The sequence below is a fragment of the Brevibacillus brevis genome, from assembly GCF_900637055.1.
Taxonomy (GTDB): domain Bacteria; phylum Bacillota; class Bacilli; order Brevibacillales; family Brevibacillaceae; genus Brevibacillus; species Brevibacillus brevis.
Genome location: NZ_LR134338.1, coordinates 6,286,571 through 6,302,818, shown reverse-complemented (window position 1 = coordinate 6,302,818; position 16,248 = coordinate 6,286,571). Strand labels below are relative to the sequence as shown.

At 49.0% G+C, this 16,248-nt stretch carries 18 protein-coding genes; 17 read left to right on the top strand and 1 reads right to left on the bottom strand.

Annotated features, from left to right (window positions below; genetic code table 11):
- Positions 1 to 141: 141 nt before the first annotated feature.
- On the bottom strand, positions 142 to 570 hold the full coding sequence (locus tag EL268_RS30585; RefSeq protein WP_106654910.1) for a hypothetical protein: 429 nt from the start codon (positions 568 to 570) through the stop codon (positions 142 to 144).
- 329 nt (positions 571 to 899) lie between these two features.
- On the opposite strand from EL268_RS30585, the gene eutL reads away from it, so the two are divergent.
- The 17 genes from eutL to EL268_RS30500 all read left to right on the top strand — a co-directional run bounded on the left by eutL (position 900) and on the right by EL268_RS30500 (position 16,143).
- On the top strand, positions 900 to 1,550 hold the full coding sequence (eutL, locus tag EL268_RS30580; protein ID WP_048035227.1) for an ethanolamine utilization microcompartment protein EutL: 651 nt from the start codon (positions 900 to 902) through the stop codon (positions 1,548 to 1,550).
- 35 nt (positions 1,551 to 1,585) lie between these two features.
- Positions 1,586 to 2,071, top strand: a complete 486-nt coding sequence (locus EL268_RS33795) for a BMC domain-containing protein (RefSeq protein WP_106654909.1) — start codon at positions 1,586 to 1,588, stop codon at positions 2,069 to 2,071.
- Complete coding sequence (locus EL268_RS30570; RefSeq protein WP_106654908.1) at positions 2,071 to 3,564, top strand: acetaldehyde dehydrogenase (acetylating); 1,494 nt, start codon at positions 2,071 to 2,073, stop codon at positions 3,562 to 3,564. Before EL268_RS33795 ends, EL268_RS30570 begins: the two co-directional genes overlap by 1 nt.
- A 49-nt stretch (positions 3,565 to 3,613) precedes the next feature.
- Positions 3,614 to 3,901: an ethanolamine utilization microcompartment protein EutM gene (gene eutM, locus EL268_RS30565; RefSeq protein WP_047069988.1), complete on the top strand. Its 288-nt coding sequence runs from the start codon at positions 3,614 to 3,616 to the stop codon at positions 3,899 to 3,901.
- 9 nt (positions 3,902 to 3,910) lie between these two features.
- On the top strand, positions 3,911 to 4,687 hold the full coding sequence (gene pduL / locus EL268_RS30560) for a phosphate propanoyltransferase (protein ID WP_106654907.1): 777 nt from the start codon (positions 3,911 to 3,913) through the stop codon (positions 4,685 to 4,687).
- A 15-nt stretch (positions 4,688 to 4,702) separates the two neighbouring features.
- Positions 4,703 to 5,527: a hypothetical protein gene (locus EL268_RS30555; protein WP_106654906.1), complete on the top strand. Its 825-nt coding sequence runs from the start codon at positions 4,703 to 4,705 to the stop codon at positions 5,525 to 5,527.
- A gap of 4 nt (positions 5,528 to 5,531) precedes the next feature.
- The gene (locus tag EL268_RS30550) at positions 5,532 to 5,819 is read left to right on the top strand and encodes a EutN/CcmL family microcompartment protein (RefSeq protein WP_007720099.1); all 288 of its coding nucleotides are present in this window, start codon (positions 5,532 to 5,534) and stop codon (positions 5,817 to 5,819) included.
- A 2-nt stretch (positions 5,820 to 5,821) separates the two neighbouring features.
- Positions 5,822 to 6,163 (top strand): ethanolamine utilization microcompartment protein EutS, encoded by a 342-nt coding sequence (eutS, locus tag EL268_RS30545; protein WP_047069984.1) that lies wholly within the window; start codon positions 5,822 to 5,824, stop codon positions 6,161 to 6,163.
- Positions 6,160 to 6,603, top strand: coding sequence for a EutP/PduV family microcompartment system protein (locus EL268_RS30540; protein WP_106654905.1), 444 nt, complete (start codon positions 6,160 to 6,162; stop codon positions 6,601 to 6,603). The genes eutS and EL268_RS30540 overlap by 4 nt, the downstream gene beginning before the upstream one ends.
- Before the next feature lie 93 nt (positions 6,604 to 6,696).
- Complete coding sequence (locus EL268_RS30535) at positions 6,697 to 8,157, top strand: sensor histidine kinase (RefSeq protein ID WP_016739633.1); 1,461 nt, start codon at positions 6,697 to 6,699, stop codon at positions 8,155 to 8,157.
- Entirely contained in the window at positions 8,123 to 8,719 is a 597-nt protein-coding gene (locus tag EL268_RS30530) for an ANTAR domain-containing response regulator (RefSeq protein ID WP_456263992.1), read from the top strand. The genes EL268_RS30535 and EL268_RS30530 overlap by 35 nt, the downstream gene beginning before the upstream one ends.
- A 142-nt stretch (positions 8,720 to 8,861) precedes the next feature.
- Positions 8,862 to 10,322 carry an ethanolamine ammonia-lyase reactivating factor EutA gene (locus tag EL268_RS30525; protein WP_106654995.1) on the top strand — a complete coding sequence of 487 codons (1,461 nt, stop codon included), beginning with the start codon at positions 8,862 to 8,864 and terminating at the stop codon, positions 10,320 to 10,322.
- A 20-nt stretch (positions 10,323 to 10,342) separates the two neighbouring features.
- Positions 10,343 to 11,704 carry an ethanolamine ammonia-lyase subunit EutB gene (locus EL268_RS30520; RefSeq protein WP_106654904.1) on the top strand — a complete coding sequence of 454 codons (1,362 nt, stop codon included), beginning with the start codon at positions 10,343 to 10,345 and terminating at the stop codon, positions 11,702 to 11,704.
- Between the two features lie 20 nt (positions 11,705 to 11,724).
- Entirely contained in the window at positions 11,725 to 12,666 is a 942-nt protein-coding gene (eutC, locus tag EL268_RS30515; RefSeq protein WP_106654903.1) for an ethanolamine ammonia-lyase subunit EutC, read from the top strand.
- A gap of 20 nt (positions 12,667 to 12,686) precedes the next feature.
- A complete protein-coding gene (mdh, locus tag EL268_RS30510; protein ID WP_106654902.1) occupies positions 12,687 to 13,628 on the top strand; it encodes a malate dehydrogenase in 942 nt (313 codons plus the stop codon).
- Positions 13,629 to 14,056: 428 nt separating this feature from the next.
- Entirely contained in the window at positions 14,057 to 15,448 is a 1,392-nt protein-coding gene (locus tag EL268_RS30505; RefSeq protein ID WP_106654901.1) for a helix-turn-helix domain-containing protein, read from the top strand.
- Positions 15,449 to 15,852: 404 nt separating this feature from the next.
- On the top strand, positions 15,853 to 16,143 hold the full coding sequence (locus tag EL268_RS30500; RefSeq protein WP_106654900.1) for an aspartyl-phosphate phosphatase Spo0E family protein: 291 nt from the start codon (positions 15,853 to 15,855) through the stop codon (positions 16,141 to 16,143).
- Positions 16,144 to 16,248 lie beyond the last annotated feature (105 nt).

The following is a 16,248-nucleotide window of genomic DNA, read 5'->3' as shown; positions in this document are numbered from 1 at the left end:
CAGCTGACATCATTTGTAATAACGTTTTTTCGATTCAGTTGTTTAGCATAATGGAGTTATGTGTCCGTTAAATGGCGAAGTGTATAGCAAAACCTCTGGCAGTTTCCCGTCAGAGGTTTTGTGTATGCTTGAATGGTGAGCCTATTTTTTGATGGCAGGTACTGAGATTTGCTGAGCTTTTGTGATCTTGCCTTCTTTTTCAAGCTGCTTGATCAGTTCTTCTACGCTGATTCCTTTCTCTTTTGCCAATTGTTCCAGGCTGGTTGCCTCTTGCATGAAGACGGACATTTTGCCATTATCATCGATTTTGAAGGAAACGGTAGTAGCTTCTGTGAATTTCCCTTCTTTTTTCATCTGTTCGATCAATTCTTCTACGGAGATGCCCTTTTCCTTTGCCAAATCTACCAGATTGATAATCGGTTTCGCCATCGTTTGAGCATCATCGAAGTTTACCACCTGAAGGGGTACAGCGGTACCCGATGTTTTCGTTGTGTCACTTGCCGCAAACGCGGAGCCTGCCATTGCGGATACTGCCAGAGCCATTACTGCCATTGCCATTTTCTTTTTCATTGTAAAATTCCTCCTTGAAGATCTGTAAATTGTTGTAAGCCTTGCTTTCGGGCTTGCCCGTCTCGGCTACACCCCAAAGATAATGGGGGCTTGTGTCCGTAATATGACCGGAATATGGAAAAGTGACGGAATGCCGAAAACGCTTGCATTTTTCCCTGCCTTGTTCTACATTAGAGACAGGTAAAAGAGCACGTAAATCGCGTGTAATTTTACCCACAAGTGAATAATCAAAAGGCAAAGGTGCCCTTGAACACAAAGCATGTTCTTTTGTGTTTAGGCACCTTTTTTTGCTTTTGAAAAGGGAAGTTGTCTTGAAAGGAGTGACACGCATGGAAAAACCAATTCGAGCGACGCCGCTTGCGATCCGACTGATTCCCAATGTCGATCCTCAATTTGCGGAGAAGCTGAACCTGCCTTCTCATATCCGAAGTCTGGGTCTTTTGACCTCCACGATTGACGATGTGGGGTACACGGCCATTGACGAAGCGACCAAAAAGGCAGCGGTGGAAGTTGTGTATGCCAAGTCGTTTTATGCAGGCTCAGGCCATGCGTCTGGACCGTTGTCCGGCGAGTTCATCGGGATGATCGGAGGCGCGACGCCATCGGAGGTGCAGAGCGGACTGGATGCAGCCGTTGCATTTATGGAAAGCGGAGCATGCTTTTACTCTTTGAATGATGAAGGGACGCATGCGTATTACGCCCATGTTGTGTCGCGGACGGGCAGCTATTTGTCCCAACTGGCGGGTATCAGAGAAGGTGAACCGCTTGCCTACTTGATTGCTCCACCACTGGAGGCCATGTATGGTATTGATGCCGCCCTCAAGGCTGCAGATGTACAAATGGTTCAATTTTTTGGTCCACCGACAGAAACGAACTTTGGGGGAGCGCTACTCACTGGCAGCCAGTCGGCATGCACGGCAGCCGCTGATGCTTTTGCCGATGCCGTAAGAAGTGTCGCCCAACAGCCTGTCAAACGATAATAGGGATTTTCCCTCTTGAAGGGGAGGTAATGTAAATGCGCGCTACAACATATTCACTCGGCATGATCGAGACGCTGGGCTTGCCTGCTCTCATCGCTGCCGCAGACGCTGCTGCCAAAGCCGCAGACGTCAAAGTCGTCTCTTATGAAGGCGCGGACGCAGGGATCGTTACCGTGTATGTAATCGGAGATGTCTCCTCCGTACAGTCAGCTGTAGATGCTGGTGCTGAAGCTGCAAGACGTGTCGGAACATTGCTGCACTCACACGTCATTCCACGTCCTGACGAAAATGTACCAAAAATGCTGAAAAACCTGCTGAAACCGGAAGTGAAAGAAGAGGGTAAGGCAGAGTCGGCCCAAGTGCCAGCGACCAAATTGCAGGATCAGTCTATCAATGATCTGCGCAAAATGGCGCGTTCGTATGCGGACTTCCCGCTGACAACGAACGAAATCAACATGGCGAAGAAAGAAGATCTCATTCGTCTGTTGGAAGAGAAACAAGGCGGAGGTGACAAAGCCTAATGACACTCGACGCTGATCTGTATTCCATACAGGAAGTGCGTACCTACCTCGCACAAGCGAAGGAAGCACAGGCCAAGTTCGCTACTTACAGCCAAGAACAAGTCGACAGAATCATCGAAGCCATGTCCAAAGCGGGCGTGGAGCATGCAGATCGACTCGCAGCTATGGCTGTAGAAGAAACAGGCTTTGGTAACATCCCGGACAAACGGATGAAAAACCTGTTTGCTGCGCAAGATGTGTACGCATCTGTGAAAGATGTAAAAACGGTTGGCATCATCCGTAAGGACGAAGAGAACAAGGTATGGGAAGTGGCGCAGCCATTCGGTATCGTAGCTGGTATCGTGCCTTCCACCAATCCGACGTCCACGGTTATCTATAAATCGATGGTCTCCCTCAAGGCGAGAAATGCGATTGTCTTCAGCCCGCATCCGTCGGCAGCCAAGTGCACGCTGGAAGCAGCGCGACTGATGGCACAGGCGGCAGTAGCGGCTGGAGCACCAGAAGGCTTGATCCACTGCGTTACCAAGCCTACGCTACCAGCGACAAACGAGTTGATGAAGCACAAGCTGACCAATTTGATTCTCGCGACTGGCGGAACGCCGATGGTACGCGCAGCATACAGCTCAGGCAAGCCTGCTTACGGTGTAGGACCTGGTAACGTTCCGGTCTACGTCCACCACAGTGCGGACTTTGCTGCTGCTGCCAAGCGCATTGTGCAGAGCAAGACGTTTGACTATGGTACAATCTGCGCTTCTGAGCAAGCATTGGTAGTGGAAGAATCCGCAAAGCACCAATTGATTGCTGCGCTGAAGCGTGAAGGCGCCTACTTCCTGAACGAGCAAGAAAAGGAAAAGGTAGCTGCCATCGTCACGATTAACGGCTCGCTAAACGCGAAAATCGTTGGCCGCTCTCCGCATGTGATCGCTCAAATGGCGGGTATTACCATCCCTGCTGATACGCGTGTCCTGATTGCGGAGGAGAACAATGTAGGCAAAGCATATCCGATGTCCGTTGAAAAACTGGCTCCGGTCCTTGCCCTCTACACTGTTCACGGCGACAGCGAAGCGTTTGCCCGTTGCCGCGAATTGCTGGAGCATGGTGGTCTTGGACATACAGCGGGTATTCACGCCCAGGATGAGAATGTCATCGCAGCGTATGGTCAAGCAATGCCAGCATCTAGAATTCCGGTCAATACGGGTACGACCTTCGGAGGAATTGGTGCAACGACTGGCGTACAACCAGCGTTCACACTTGGATGCGGTTCTTTAGGGGGCAACATCACTTCCGATAACATCGGTGCGAAGCATATGTTCAACATCAAGCGTGTTGCATTTGGCATCAAAGAAATGCCACAATCAACGCCAGCACCACAAGCTCCTGCGACACAAGCGGAAGAAGCTGTCCTACAGGCTGTCTCTTCCATGAACGTTGGCTTGAGCCGTGATGAGATCAAGAACATCATCAAATCCGTGTTAACAGAAATGACGTCTTAATGTCGTAAAACACTAGAATCTTGGAGATATAATTAAGGAGGATACAAAAATGGCTGGAGAAATGTCCGCATTGGGAATGGTAGAAACAAAAGGTTTGATCGGAGCAGTTGAAGCTGCTGACGCAATGGTAAAAGCAGCAAACGTAAAACTGATTGGTAAAGTACACGTAGGTGGCGGTCTCGTGACTGTTATGGTACGTGGTGACGTAGGTGCAGTAAAAGCTTCCACAGACGCAGGCGCCGCTGCTGCTGAAAAAGTAGGAGAGCTCGTATCTGTACACGTAATCCCACGCCCTCATGGAGACATTGAATTGATCCTGCCTAAACTCGAAGGGTAATAAATCCCTATGGCAGTAATTACAGAAGCATCCTTGAGAGCAATGCATAAGTCAGGTATCCCAAACCCCTTTCTCGTTGAGAAAGGGGATAAAATAACACCAGCAGCGGCAGATTTCTTGAAAGGAAGAGGGATTCAAGTGAAACAAGTTGATCAGCACCAGCAGCCTTCCACCAATCAAGCTGCCGAGGCAGTGCGAGAAATTCCTTTGGGCGTATCTAACCGTCACATTCATTTGTCGCAAGCAGATGTCGAGAAGCTTTTCGGAGCCGGACATCAATTGACGCCAATGCGTGATTTGTCGCAACCGGGCCAGTTTGCTTGCCAGGAAACAGTCACCATCGTGGGACCAAAAGGCAGCATTCACGGGGTTCGTGTTTTGGGACCAGCTCGTGGCGCGACACAAGTGGAAATTTCCAGAACAGACGGCTTTGCAGTAGGTGTTCATGCCCCTGTGCGTATGTCTGGAGATATTGAAGGAACACCAGGTATGGTACTTGTAACGGCAAAAGGGACTGTTGTAATGGACAAAGGCGTAATCGTAGCGAAGAGCCACGTTCATATGTCCCCAGCAGATGCCGAGCAATATCAAGTGAAGGATGGCGATACGCTGATCCTGGCGACTCAAAGCGATCGTCCTATCATCTATCCAGATGTAGTCGTTCGTGTACATCCGCAGTTTGCACTTGATTTCCACGTGGATACGGATGAAGGAAATGCCGCTAATTTGAAAACGGGCGACCGGGTAAAAGTGATCGGCAAGAACGGGCAATTTTACTCCGGCTAACGGAGGTTGAGCTTGATGGACATCAGAGAAATGGTGGCGTCGATTACAAAAGAAATTTTGCAATCGATGAATACAGAAAAGCAAAGCAGCGCAGCGCCTCGTGTCCTGTACGTTTTTTGCGACAGCCAGGCTCATGAGGCGTTTCAGGATCATTTTATCCAACTGAAAAACCACGGGATCTGCCATGACATTCTCTTCCTGGACGGAGAAACCTCTTCCTGGTTGGGAATGCACAAGATTGAATGTGGGGGAGCAGGCAAAATTCTGACAGCAGATGAGTACGCTCCTGCTCCGTTGGAAGTGCCGAAAGATTATGTCGGTATCGTGATTCCTGAAATCGATTTGGATAATGCAGCGAGAATTGCTTCCGGTCTAAAAGGAACAATCAAAGCGGAAATCGTCTTTTCCGCGTTGGTGACGGGCAAATTCGTCATCGCTGGTTCCGATGTGCCAGGGATCAAGCGCGCAGACCGCCGTACCCTGCAAACATTGACACTGACACCTGCTTATGAAAAGCTGTTCAACCGTCACGTTGAGAGCATGAAAGAGCTGGGTGTGGAGTTTGCGGAGCAACGCCGTCTGGCTGATCGCGTGGTTTCCAAGCTGAAGTCTCAGCTGCAAAAAGTGGAGACTACCAAGACAGAACAACCGACATTGACTCCTTTGGATGAGCAAGAAGCCGTCTTTTCCGGGAAGCTGTTGACAGCGGATTGGATCAGATCTCAGCCTGAGCTTCGCGATACGACTTTGATCGTGAAAAAAGGTGCAATTGTTTCTCCGCTTGCTTATGACAGCATGAGAGAACGCGGCATTACGGTCAGCTATTTAGGAAAAGGGTGATCGCATGTTTTTGGGAAAAGTGATCGGCAGCGTCTGGGCCACGCAAAAAGAAGCAGGTATGGAAAATCTCAAGCTCATGGTGGTTCAGCCGATTGATTGGCGTGGCGAAGAAGGCGGACAAACCGTTATCGCAGCGGACAGGATCGGTGCGGGAATCGGGGAGCAGGTTATCGTCTCTCGTGGGACGCCTGCCCGAATCCTTTTCTCCGGCACCAGTGTGCCGATCGATGCGATCATCGTAGGCATCGTGGATTCGTTTGAGGTGCCGGGTGCCGCAGGAAGAGAGGAATAGGAATGGAACAGGAACGTTCACGAGTCATTCAGGAATTCGTACCGGGGAAACAGGTCACGTTGGCTCATGTAATCGCAAACCCTGACCCAATGCTCTATACCAAGCTAGGTATCAATGAGGCCGGTGCGATCGGCATTTTGACTTTGACGCCTACCGAAACAGCCATTATTGCCGCGGATATTGCGACAAAGGCTGCTGGCGTCGAGCTTGGGTTTCTCGATCGTTTTACAGGTTCCCTGATTGTCGTAGGAGATGTATCCGCTGTTGAGATGGCAGTCGATGCGGTCAATCAGGTGCTGAGCGAAAAACTGCGGTTTACACCGGCATTGGTGACGAAATCATGACCGGCCGTGTAATGATTATCGGTGCAATCGAAGCAGGCAAGTCTTCTCTGGTGCGGGCGCTGTTCAATGACGAACAGCCTGCCCGGAAGACACAAGCGCTCGAATATCGGGACTGGGCGATTGACACTCCGGGTGAGTACAGCGAAAACCCGATGTTTTACCGCACGCTTATGGCTACCTCTCTGGAGGCGAAGGTCATTGTGATGGTGCAGGATGCAACAAGGGAGCGCAATTATTTCCCTCCTGGCTTTTCACAAGGGTTTCCGCAATCGTGCATCGGGGTCATTACCAAAATGGATCATCCTGATGCAAATGTGGAGAGGGCAGAACAATTTCTGCGCCAATCGCTCGGCAATGCGAAAATTTTCCGGACCTCCTCGCTCACGAGTGAGGGAGTGCCAGAATTGCGAGCGTATTTGCAAGAAATTATCAATGAGTAAGTGAGAGTAACCAGTATTACACCCCTTTCCGCCGCAGCGTGTCTGTGAGAAAATGAGGTCATATCAACTCCTAGCAGGTGAAAAGAGGTTCACATGCAATCAATACGAGAAGTGTGCAAAGCGTCCACGACGTTGAGTGATGACGACATTCGGATTGTGGAGGATCTGGCTTCCAAGCTTCAGATTTTTGCTGATCTGTCTCAAGCGGACATGTTTATTGACTGTCCGACGGTAGATCGGAGCGCTGCGATGGTAGTCGCACAAGCTGCACCGAGTACGGCACGCTCTATGTACAGTGGATCGGTCGTAGGGCATTTGGCGACGGCGATTAATGAGCCGGCTGTTATGTATTGTCTGACTACAGGCAAGCCCGTCATCGGTTCACGTGGGGTTTCACAGGAGCAGGTCGTGATGCGACAAAGCGTCGTACCCATCACGAATGCCGCTGGAAAAACAATCGGGACCTTGATAACTGAACAAGATATATCCAAACAGGTGGAACAGGAAAAGAACGTCGAAATGCTCAAGGAAACAACGGAGCATTTAAGTGAGACGCTCATCCAGTTCGCTGTGCCTGATCTGCCCATTTCGTCGCTTTTGCACGAGGGCATGATTTTGTTTGATCAGAGTGGGGTTATCACGTACGCCAATGGACGTGCCCACAAGCTGCTCTCCTTGATCGGCTTTGAACGGCCGGAAAAAGGCGAGAGCATCGAACGTATTTTTTCCTGGAGAGTTACCCCGGAAAATTTTGTGCGCAACGGGGGTTACATTCAGGAGGAGCTGTCAAAAGGCAAACATTTTATCATGATGAAAGCGGTTTCGTCCGTCCGCAAGCAAGACATCATCGGGGGATTCATTCTCCTGCGAGACATATCGGACATTCGGGAAAAAGAAAAGCAATTAATGATCAAATCCGCGGTGATTAAAGAGATTCACCACCGGGTCAAAAACAATTTGCAAACCATCTCTAGCCTGCTGCGTCTGCAAATGCGGCGTTCGCAGTCCAACGAGATTGAAAAGGTATACCGGGAAAGCATCAATCGCATCAACAGCATCGCCATTATTCACGAATACTTGGCACAGGATGGTCTGGAGCAGATTGACTTCAAAGAGATTTTAACCAAAATATCGAAAATAATCGTCTCTTCGATGAGGCGTTCTGAGCAAGCTATACACGTCGTGGTGACGGGCGAATCGGTGTATCTGCCGTCCAACAAAGCAACATCGTTTGCCTTGATCGTCACCGAGCTGATTCAAAATTGCATGATTCATGGTTTTCATGAGCAGCAAGAAGGGAAAATCTCCATTGCACTCGTCGCCAAGGAAGACTTCGTTAGTCTGTCTGTGACAGATGACGGGGTAGGCATCGAGGACATGGAGCAAATCCACAAAAAGGGCCATCTCGGCCTGAAAATTGTCGATACACTGGTCAGGGAAGACCTCGAGGGCACGATGCATTTCCGCAATACTGGGAACGGAACAGAGGTTACCATCCTCTATCCGATCCAAAAGGAGGATGAAGATGACACAGCCGAAGATTATGGTGGTTGATGACGAGCCGATTATTCGCATGGATTTGCGCGAGATGCTCGAAAATGAAGGGTATTTAGTGGTTGCCGAGGCGAAAAACGGAGAAGAGGCAGTCGAACAGGCCCATCGTCACAAGCCCGATCTGATCATCATGGATGTGAAAATGCCTGTCTTGAATGGAATCAAGGCAAGCAGTATCATTCGTTCCTTTTCAGACAGTTCCATTCTTCTCTTGACGGCTTATAGCCAAAAGGAACTCGTCCAGGATGCCAGAAAAGCGGGTGTGACGGCTTACTTGGTGAAGCCGGTGTCGGAGGATGATTTGATTCCCGCAGTAGAAATCGCACTCAGTCAAAAGGAAAAAGTCGTTTCACTGAAGAAGGATATCAATGATCTGAAGCAAAAGATCGAGGATCGCAAGGCAGTGGAAAAGGCAAAAGGAAAGCGGATGAGTGCCCTATCCTTGGAAGAGGATGCGGCTTACAAATGGATGCAGCAAGTAAGCATGCAACGGCGCATGCCGCTTGTGAAGCTGGCAGAGGAAATTTTGTCGGGCGAGCAGGCCATTTTCACGCAAGGCTAGTACTGACGTTATCATAAAAAGCAGTGACAAGTAGATACGAAGAGAGCAAAGGCGCTTGAATCAGACCGGGAGCAAGGAACCGGCTGTTCAAGCGTTTTTTCGTAAGGCCCTTCTGGCACGCCAATGGTTCAAGGAGGTTCATATGGACGAACAATGGATCCAAAGCGTCGGAATCGATGTGGGAACAAGCACGACCAAAATGATCGTCAGCCGATTGCGATTGGGTCGCATGTCCAGCACGTTTTCGCTGCCGCGTTATCAGATCGTGGAGCGACAATTGCTGTATGCGAGTGAAGTACATTCCACACCGCTCATCGGATTTGATGAAATCGACGCTGACGGAATCGGAGCGATTCTTGCAGCCGAGTACGACAAGGCACAGATCAGCTTGTCTCAAATCAAGTCCGGGGCGGTTATCATTACCGGAGAAACAGCCAGCAAAAAGAACGCACAGCATATCGTTCATCTGCTGGCTGAACGCTCCGGGGATTTCGTGGTAGCGACAGCAGGTGCTGACCTCGAAGGCGTGCTGGCGGGCAAGGGCGCTGGCGCAGAAAAACGCTCGCAAGCCATGCAAGGTGTAATCGTCAATGTCGATATTGGCGGAGGAACAGCGAATGCCGCCTACTTCCAACGTGGCCGAGCGATTGCAACGGTTACGTTCCACGTCGGAGGAAGACTGATCCGTCTCAGTCCGCAAGGTGTCGTTCAATACGTGTCGCCGAACATTCAACAATGGCTGACGGCAAAAGGACTGCGTATTCAAGTCGGACAGGAAATCGGATTCGCGCAGCTCACAGAGGTTGCCGAACAGCTGGGACGCAGTATGCTCGATTATTTGACGGGCAAAGAGCGCCAAGTATCAGGCTTGCTCGTAGTGGGACAGCATTTGCGCGATTCCATCCCTGTTGATGAATTGACTGTCTCAGGCGGTGTGGGTCTGCTTATGAGCGGACCTCCCGTCAAAGATATTTCGGATGCGAGCCGATATGGCGATTTTGGACCACTGCTCGGATATGTACTCCAGCAGGAGCGCGAAAAAGGGACGTATCCGGTACAGTGGCTAGACCCGGATCAAACGGTACGGGCAACAGTAATTGGCGCGGGGATGCAGAGCACGGAGATTAGTGGTTCAACCGTGCATATCAAGCCGGAGCTGTTGCCGATCAAAAATATTCCGATTCTCAAGCTGGAGCTTACCGAAGAACAATTGGCAGATGCCACACGACTGCGACAGGAAGTGGCTTCGATCTACCAACTGGGTGAGCGCCTGTTTGAAAAAACGACAGGGATTCCTTTCGCACTCGCGATCTCCGGCATCGGGTACTGCTCGTACGCTCTGCTGCAGACGCTGTCCCAGGAGCTGTCGGAGCAATACCGGGCAACTTTCCCTGAGAGCCAGACCATGGTCGTCATCTGTGAAACAGATATGGCCAAAGCGCTTGGGCAGGCCTTGGCGCTGCGTTGCAAAGGGGCACCGGAAATCATTTGCATCGATCAGGTGCGTGTGGAATACGGCGATTACATCGATCTCGGTGAGCCGATCTCGGGAACGATCATTCCCGTCGTCGTCAAAACACTCGCGTTTGATGAGAGGCCGTAACGTAAGAAGGGGTGGACGTGATGAACACGAAAACGACTGTGCTTGGACAGACCTATCAATTTCGCGATTTGAAAGAAGTTTTCGCGAAGGCTAATGAAGATAAATCAGGCGACCAGCTGGCTGGTCTCGCCGCTGCTGATTCCCGGGAACGTGTAGCTGCCAAGCAAGTTTTGGCTGATCTGACGCTGGCGGACATCCGCAACAATCCGATGGTTCCGGCAGAAGAAGACGAAGTATCCCGTGTGATCGAAGAAGGAATCAACGAAAAAATTTACAACGAAATCAAAAACTGGAGTGTAGCAGAACTCCGCGAGTACATTTTGAGCCATCAAGCAGGCGATAATGAACTCAAGCGCATCAGCCGCGGCTTGTCCAGTGAAATGATCGCAGCAACCGCCAAGCTCATGAGCAACCTCGACTTGATTACGGCTGCGTCCAAGATCAAAGTTGTGACGCATGCCAACACGGCAATCGGTCAGAGAGGCGTATTGGCTTCTCGTGTACAGCCGAACCATCCATCCGATAACGTACAAGGCATCAAGGCATCCCTGTATGAAGGATTGAGCTACGGTATTGGCGATGCGGTAATCGGGATTAACCCGGTTATCGATACAGCGGACAGCGTGAAAGATATTTTGAACATGACCAAAGACGTGATGACCAAGTTCGATATCCCGACACAAAACTGCGTATTGGCTCACGTATCCACGCAAATGCGTGCCATCCGTAATGGGGCACCAGCAGACTTGATTTTCCAGAGTTTGGCGGGCAGTGAAAAAGGAAACAAGGCATTTGGTATTGATGTAGCACTGCTGGATGAAGCAGATGAGCTGATGCGCAAAGAGGGCACCTCCTACGGGCCGAACTTCTGGTATTTCGAGACAGGTCAAGGCTCTGAGCTGTCTTCCGAGGCGCATCACGGCATGGACCAGGTAACGATGGAAGCGCGCTGCTACGGACTTGCTCGCAAGTACAATCCGTTTATCGTGAACACAGTAGTTGGCTTCATTGGACCTGAGTATTTGTACGACAGCCGTCAAGTTATCCGCGCGGGTCTGGAAGACCATTACATGGGTAAAATGCACGGTTTGCCGATGGGCTGTGACGTATGCTACACGAACCACATGAAGGTCGATCAAAACGATATGGACAATCTCGGCATTTTGCTCTCGTCGGCAGGCGTTAACTTTGTTATCGGCGTAGCCATGGCAGACGATGTCATGCTCAACTATCAATCGACGAGCTTCCATGATATTGCCGCGTTCCGTGAAGTGATGGGACTGCGACCTGCTCCTGATTTTGAAAAATGGCTGGAGAAAATGGGCATCATGGAAAACGGTAGGCTGACTGCAAAAGCAGGCGATCCGACAATCTTCATGTAAGATCAGGAGGTGAAAGACGGATGGAACAACAATTAGATTTCTTGGTAGATAAAGTAGTAGCAGAACTGCAAAAGAAGCTGGGTGAGGTTAGCGAACAAGCTCCGTCACCAAAAGCAGAGACAGGCTTGATCCAACTGAGATCGGAGCCAAAGGCAGATTCGGTAGCGAATGCGACGACGGCTCCGACGCAAGCTCCAGCGGTGAATGAGCAGCTTGCTCCATCGAAAGAACCAGAGAGAACATCGCATGTACCGAATCCGAAGTACAAGGAAGGCTTGGATGAACTGCTGTCCAGTACGCCAGCGCGCATCGGAGTTTGGCGTGCAGGTGTGAGACCTTTGACCAAGACGATGCTTGAACTGCGTCGCGACCATGCTGCGGCTGTAGATGCTGTATATGGTGAAGTCAGTCAAGCGGTGCTCGATCAGTTTTCCTTGTTCACAGTGGAGACACAGTATGACAACACCGAAAACTATCTAAAGCGCCCGGATATGGGGCGCGTCCTCACCGAGGAAGGCGTGCGCTTGCTGCAAGAGCGCGGCCAAAAGAAACCGCAGGTACAAATCGTCGTTTCAGACGGCTTGAGTGCCGCTGCGGTGGATGCAAACCTGAAAGACGTGCTTCCATCCCTGATGGACTCTCTGAAAAGCTACGGACTGACCTGCGGCACTCCGTTTTTTATCAAAGGCGGACGCGTAGCCAGCATGGATCACGTCGGCGAGATTTTGGAGCCAGAAGTATTGGTACTCCTGATCGGAGAACGTCCAGGATTGGTTACGGCACATTCCATGAGTGCGTACATGTGCTACCGTCCACGCAAAGGTATGGTAGAATCAGAGCGTACAGTGATCTCGAATATTCATCGTCAAGGTACATCTCCGGTTGAGGCGGGGGCCCACATTGGGACAATCCTCTCCAAAATGCTGGAGCAAAAAGCAAGTGGTGTAAAACTAGTCTTGTAACATGACGAGGAGGATTCAGCATGACATTTCGCAGAAAAAAAGTAGCCGTAATCGGTAGTGGTTTTACTGGAGCGACAACTGCGTTCATCATGGCGCAAAAAGAGCTGGCTGACATCGTTTTGGTCGATATCCCTCAATTGGAAAACCCAACGAAGGGTAAAGCACTCGACATGATGGAAGCTTCCCCCGTTCTCGGCTTCGATGCTAGCATCACAGGTACTTCTGACTACAAAGACATCGAAGGCTCCGATATCGTAATTATTACAGCAGGGATTGCCCGCAAGCCAGGCATGTCCCGCGACGACTTGGTAGCAACGAATGCAGCCATCATGCGCTCGGTTGCTGAGCAAGTGAAAACATATGCACCAAACTCCATCGTACTCATCCTGTCCAACCCGGTAGATGCGATGACCTATACATTCTACAAAACGTCCGGCTTCCCGAAACACCGCGTAATCGGTCAATCCGGCGTACTGGATACAGCTCGCTTCCGTACTTTCGTAGCGATGGAACTGAATGTATCTGTAAATGACGTATCGGGCTTCGTATTGGGCGGTCACGGTGACGATATGGTGCCACTCTTGCGTTACTCCTACGCTGGTGGTATCCCACTCGAAAAATTGATCCCACAAGATCGTCTGGATGCCATCGTCGAGCGTACACGCAAAGGCGGCGGCGAGATCGTAGCTCTCTTGGGCAACGGTTCCGCTTACTATGCACCTGCGGCAGCTCTGGTAGAAATGGCAGAAGCGATCTTGAAAGACAAGAAGCGCATCCTGCCATCCATCGCTTTGCTCCAAGGCGAGTATGGCTACAACGATATCTACCTGGGCGTACCAACTCTCTTGGGCGGAAATGGTATCGAGCAAGTCATCGAGCTGGATCTGACTCCTGCTGAGAAAGCAGCCTTGGATAAATCCGCAGATTCCGTTCGGGCGGTTATGAAAGTAGCTATGCAATAAGCAAAGAATGAAAAGGAAAGCTTCGCCAGATGTATTGGCGGAGCTTTTTTTACAATGTGGATAGAGTAGCCGTAGTGGAGGGAAGAAGCGGATTTCCAGTCTACGCTTCGGCCTACGCCCTGCTGAGGGCGGGTTCTGTTCGCTCCGAAATAAATAGCGGGAGCGCTTCAAAAGTAGAGTTTCGAGGATGTTTTTTCAGAGGTTGAAGCTGAAAACCCCCGCTATTTATTTCGGAGCTGGGGAGGGCTCCAGAGGCGCTAGGACTGGAAATCCGCTTCTTCCTACGAGGCTGTATTCGCAAGACATTGGAGGAATTGTGCGAAAAGTGACGAACTAGTTTACTGAAATGTTAAAAAATATAAAACTAAAACTTCCAATAAAACTAATTTTATTGTAAAATAAAGGAAAAAATTAGGGGATGATTCTTTATGGGGGGGCTGCAAGGGACGATGCACTGGTCGCTGCGGTCAGAGATTGAAAGACACCGTAGAGAGTGCGGCTATACCTTGAGTAAATTAGGTGAATTAACGGGCATCAACCATGGGAGTTTGAGCGAAATTCTGAACGGAAATCCACCGCGGGCTATGACCATTGGTCAATTAGATGCGCTAGCGGCGGTCTTTGGACGCGAGCCAGGTTGGTTGTACGAATTGTATACGGAAGAATGCATATCAGAGGGCAGAATATCGCGGCCTCGGTTGATCCCTTATTTGATACGATGCGCGGAGGTTGGGCGGCAGGATTGTATAGACGAGGTTGTTCCTAAATTGTTGGAGAATCCAAAGAATATCTCGACCCTCTTTTTAGTGGCGGAACAGCTATATGAAAGCGGGAAACAAAAAGAGTCCGTACCTTTTTATCAGGCTGTTGTTGATAGTGAGAAGGATGGACATTCTGACCAATTCGTAATGAGTCAGTATCGATTATTTCGAGCTGCACTCGGGACCAATTCAGAAGAAAATGGGGAGGCAGTTATTCGGTTTTCCCCTTATCGGAATAGGCTTCCTGAAAACTATCAGTTGGATGCCTTATTTCAATTAACGCGAGTTTGTTTCGCTTTGCAGAAATGGAAGAAATCAGAGCAGTATGCAGATGAATTACGGTTTCTTGCAGAAACGATTTACATACATGAGTTGGATAGGTTGAAAAGAAACAAAAAAAGCGAACCTCTGGAAACAGAACGTCATTTCGTCTTTTATTATGGTATGGGACATTTATTTAAAGGTTTGGCATTGGAGATGCAAGGGCTATACGAACAAGCAAAAACGTATGTACAAGGCTATGCAGATCTAAGTTGGTTTGAACTGCTTGATGAAGTTGGATACAAAGAGGTTGAGAAATTCAGCGTCTGGGCGAAGGCTAACATGTACACGTTAGAAGTATTGGGTGGCAATACAAGCATCATAGAAGAGTATACAGACTATCTTGATAGTCTTCCAACGAATGAAATACTCGCGGGGTTAATTTCCATTATGAAATCGGCGAATACCTACCATTTTTGTGTGGATGAAATACTTAAACGTTTTTCTTCGCATATTGCTACTTTTGATCAATTTACCGAAGCAATTGGATTGGACAGGCAACTCCAGTTCCGGTCTCAAACTGCCATTTATGAATTTAATAAAGGACGTATAGAGAAAGGGATTGAAGAAACCTTGTGCTGCCTTTCTCTAGCTGACTCAATGAACAGATATCAAGATGCTCTTAAATGCGTAGCTTTATTTGAAGAGCACCGTCAATACGCATCAACAGCACAAGAGGAACAATACCAAGGAATTGTAACGGGAATGGTTGCTAATCTTCTTTTTCAAAATAGGTAAAATGAAGCGACTATATAACAGCCATTTATTTGGTTATTTTAATGCATGGCAACGATGCCTAGGGCTTAATTATAAATCCTGACCATTGCATGAAAGAGGCTACAAATTAGAAAAAGGGGGATGGGAGAATGAAGGCTCTTATTCTTGCATTTTTACTAACGATTGGATTAATTGGCGGTATACCTTTTGAACCAATCCATGATGGTCTAATTAAGGCTAAGGCATATCAGCATGGAAGTGATGGCTAGAGAAATTGCAGCCATAGATTTGTTATTTTAGTTTCTGCATTCCTAAAAGCATCCCTAAATGGGATGTTTTTTTCTATTCAATTTTTCTTAATCGGTGAATTTCTGCACATCCCTGTATAGTAAATATATGTAATAAATTGTAAAAGAGAGGGGGCGTTGGACATTACTGCTATCGCAAATATTTTAGATAGGGATGTTTCTTTTCACTCTGGAAACTCCCTCAAAAGAGGCGCAGCATCAGCCCCTAAAAGTAAGTGTACGATCCGGGGTATGGTAAAGGAAATCGGTTGCCATTTAGAGTTGGATAATAGAATCGAACAGCTACGACGGGAAATGATGGAGTTGGCAGGAAAGTATGGTCTTTCACATGATAAGGTTTTGGCTGTAAGCCAACAATTGGATAAATATATTGTCATTGCACAAAACAGACTGAAAACGGAAAAGTAAAGATCAGGTCATTTCTTCTAACACTTCAAGGCCCCCAAAAACCCTTCCGTTAACCCATTGTCCGGGTATCTGCTGACTCCTAGGTCAAAAAGTTATGAACTTGAT

Coding starts and splice junctions, on each gene's coding strand:
- EL268_RS30585 (WP_106654910.1), bottom strand. CDS start 570: ATGAAAAAGAAAATGGCAATGGCAGTAATGGCTCTGGCAGTATCCGCA.
- eutL (WP_048035227.1), top strand. CDS start 900: ATGGAAAAACCAATTCGAGCGACGCCGCTTGCGATCCGACTGATTCCC.
- EL268_RS33795 (WP_106654909.1), top strand. CDS start 1,586: ATGCGCGCTACAACATATTCACTCGGCATGATCGAGACGCTGGGCTTG.
- EL268_RS30570 (WP_106654908.1), top strand. CDS start 2,071: ATGACACTCGACGCTGATCTGTATTCCATACAGGAAGTGCGTACCTAC.
- eutM (WP_047069988.1), top strand. CDS start 3,614: ATGGCTGGAGAAATGTCCGCATTGGGAATGGTAGAAACAAAAGGTTTG.
- pduL (WP_106654907.1), top strand. CDS start 3,911: ATGGCAGTAATTACAGAAGCATCCTTGAGAGCAATGCATAAGTCAGGT.
- EL268_RS30555 (WP_106654906.1), top strand. CDS start 4,703: ATGGACATCAGAGAAATGGTGGCGTCGATTACAAAAGAAATTTTGCAA.
- EL268_RS30550 (WP_007720099.1), top strand. CDS start 5,532: ATGTTTTTGGGAAAAGTGATCGGCAGCGTCTGGGCCACGCAAAAAGAA.
- eutS (WP_047069984.1), top strand. CDS start 5,822: ATGGAACAGGAACGTTCACGAGTCATTCAGGAATTCGTACCGGGGAAA.
- EL268_RS30540 (WP_106654905.1), top strand. CDS start 6,160: ATGACCGGCCGTGTAATGATTATCGGTGCAATCGAAGCAGGCAAGTCT.
- EL268_RS30535 (WP_016739633.1), top strand. CDS start 6,697: ATGCAATCAATACGAGAAGTGTGCAAAGCGTCCACGACGTTGAGTGAT.
- EL268_RS30530 (WP_456263992.1), top strand. CDS start 8,123: ATGAAGATGACACAGCCGAAGATTATGGTGGTTGATGACGAGCCGATT.
- EL268_RS30525 (WP_106654995.1), top strand. CDS start 8,862: ATGGACGAACAATGGATCCAAAGCGTCGGAATCGATGTGGGAACAAGC.
- EL268_RS30520 (WP_106654904.1), top strand. CDS start 10,343: ATGAACACGAAAACGACTGTGCTTGGACAGACCTATCAATTTCGCGAT.
- eutC (WP_106654903.1), top strand. CDS start 11,725: ATGGAACAACAATTAGATTTCTTGGTAGATAAAGTAGTAGCAGAACTG.
- mdh (WP_106654902.1), top strand. CDS start 12,687: ATGACATTTCGCAGAAAAAAAGTAGCCGTAATCGGTAGTGGTTTTACT.
- EL268_RS30505 (WP_106654901.1), top strand. CDS start 14,057: ATGGGGGGGCTGCAAGGGACGATGCACTGGTCGCTGCGGTCAGAGATT.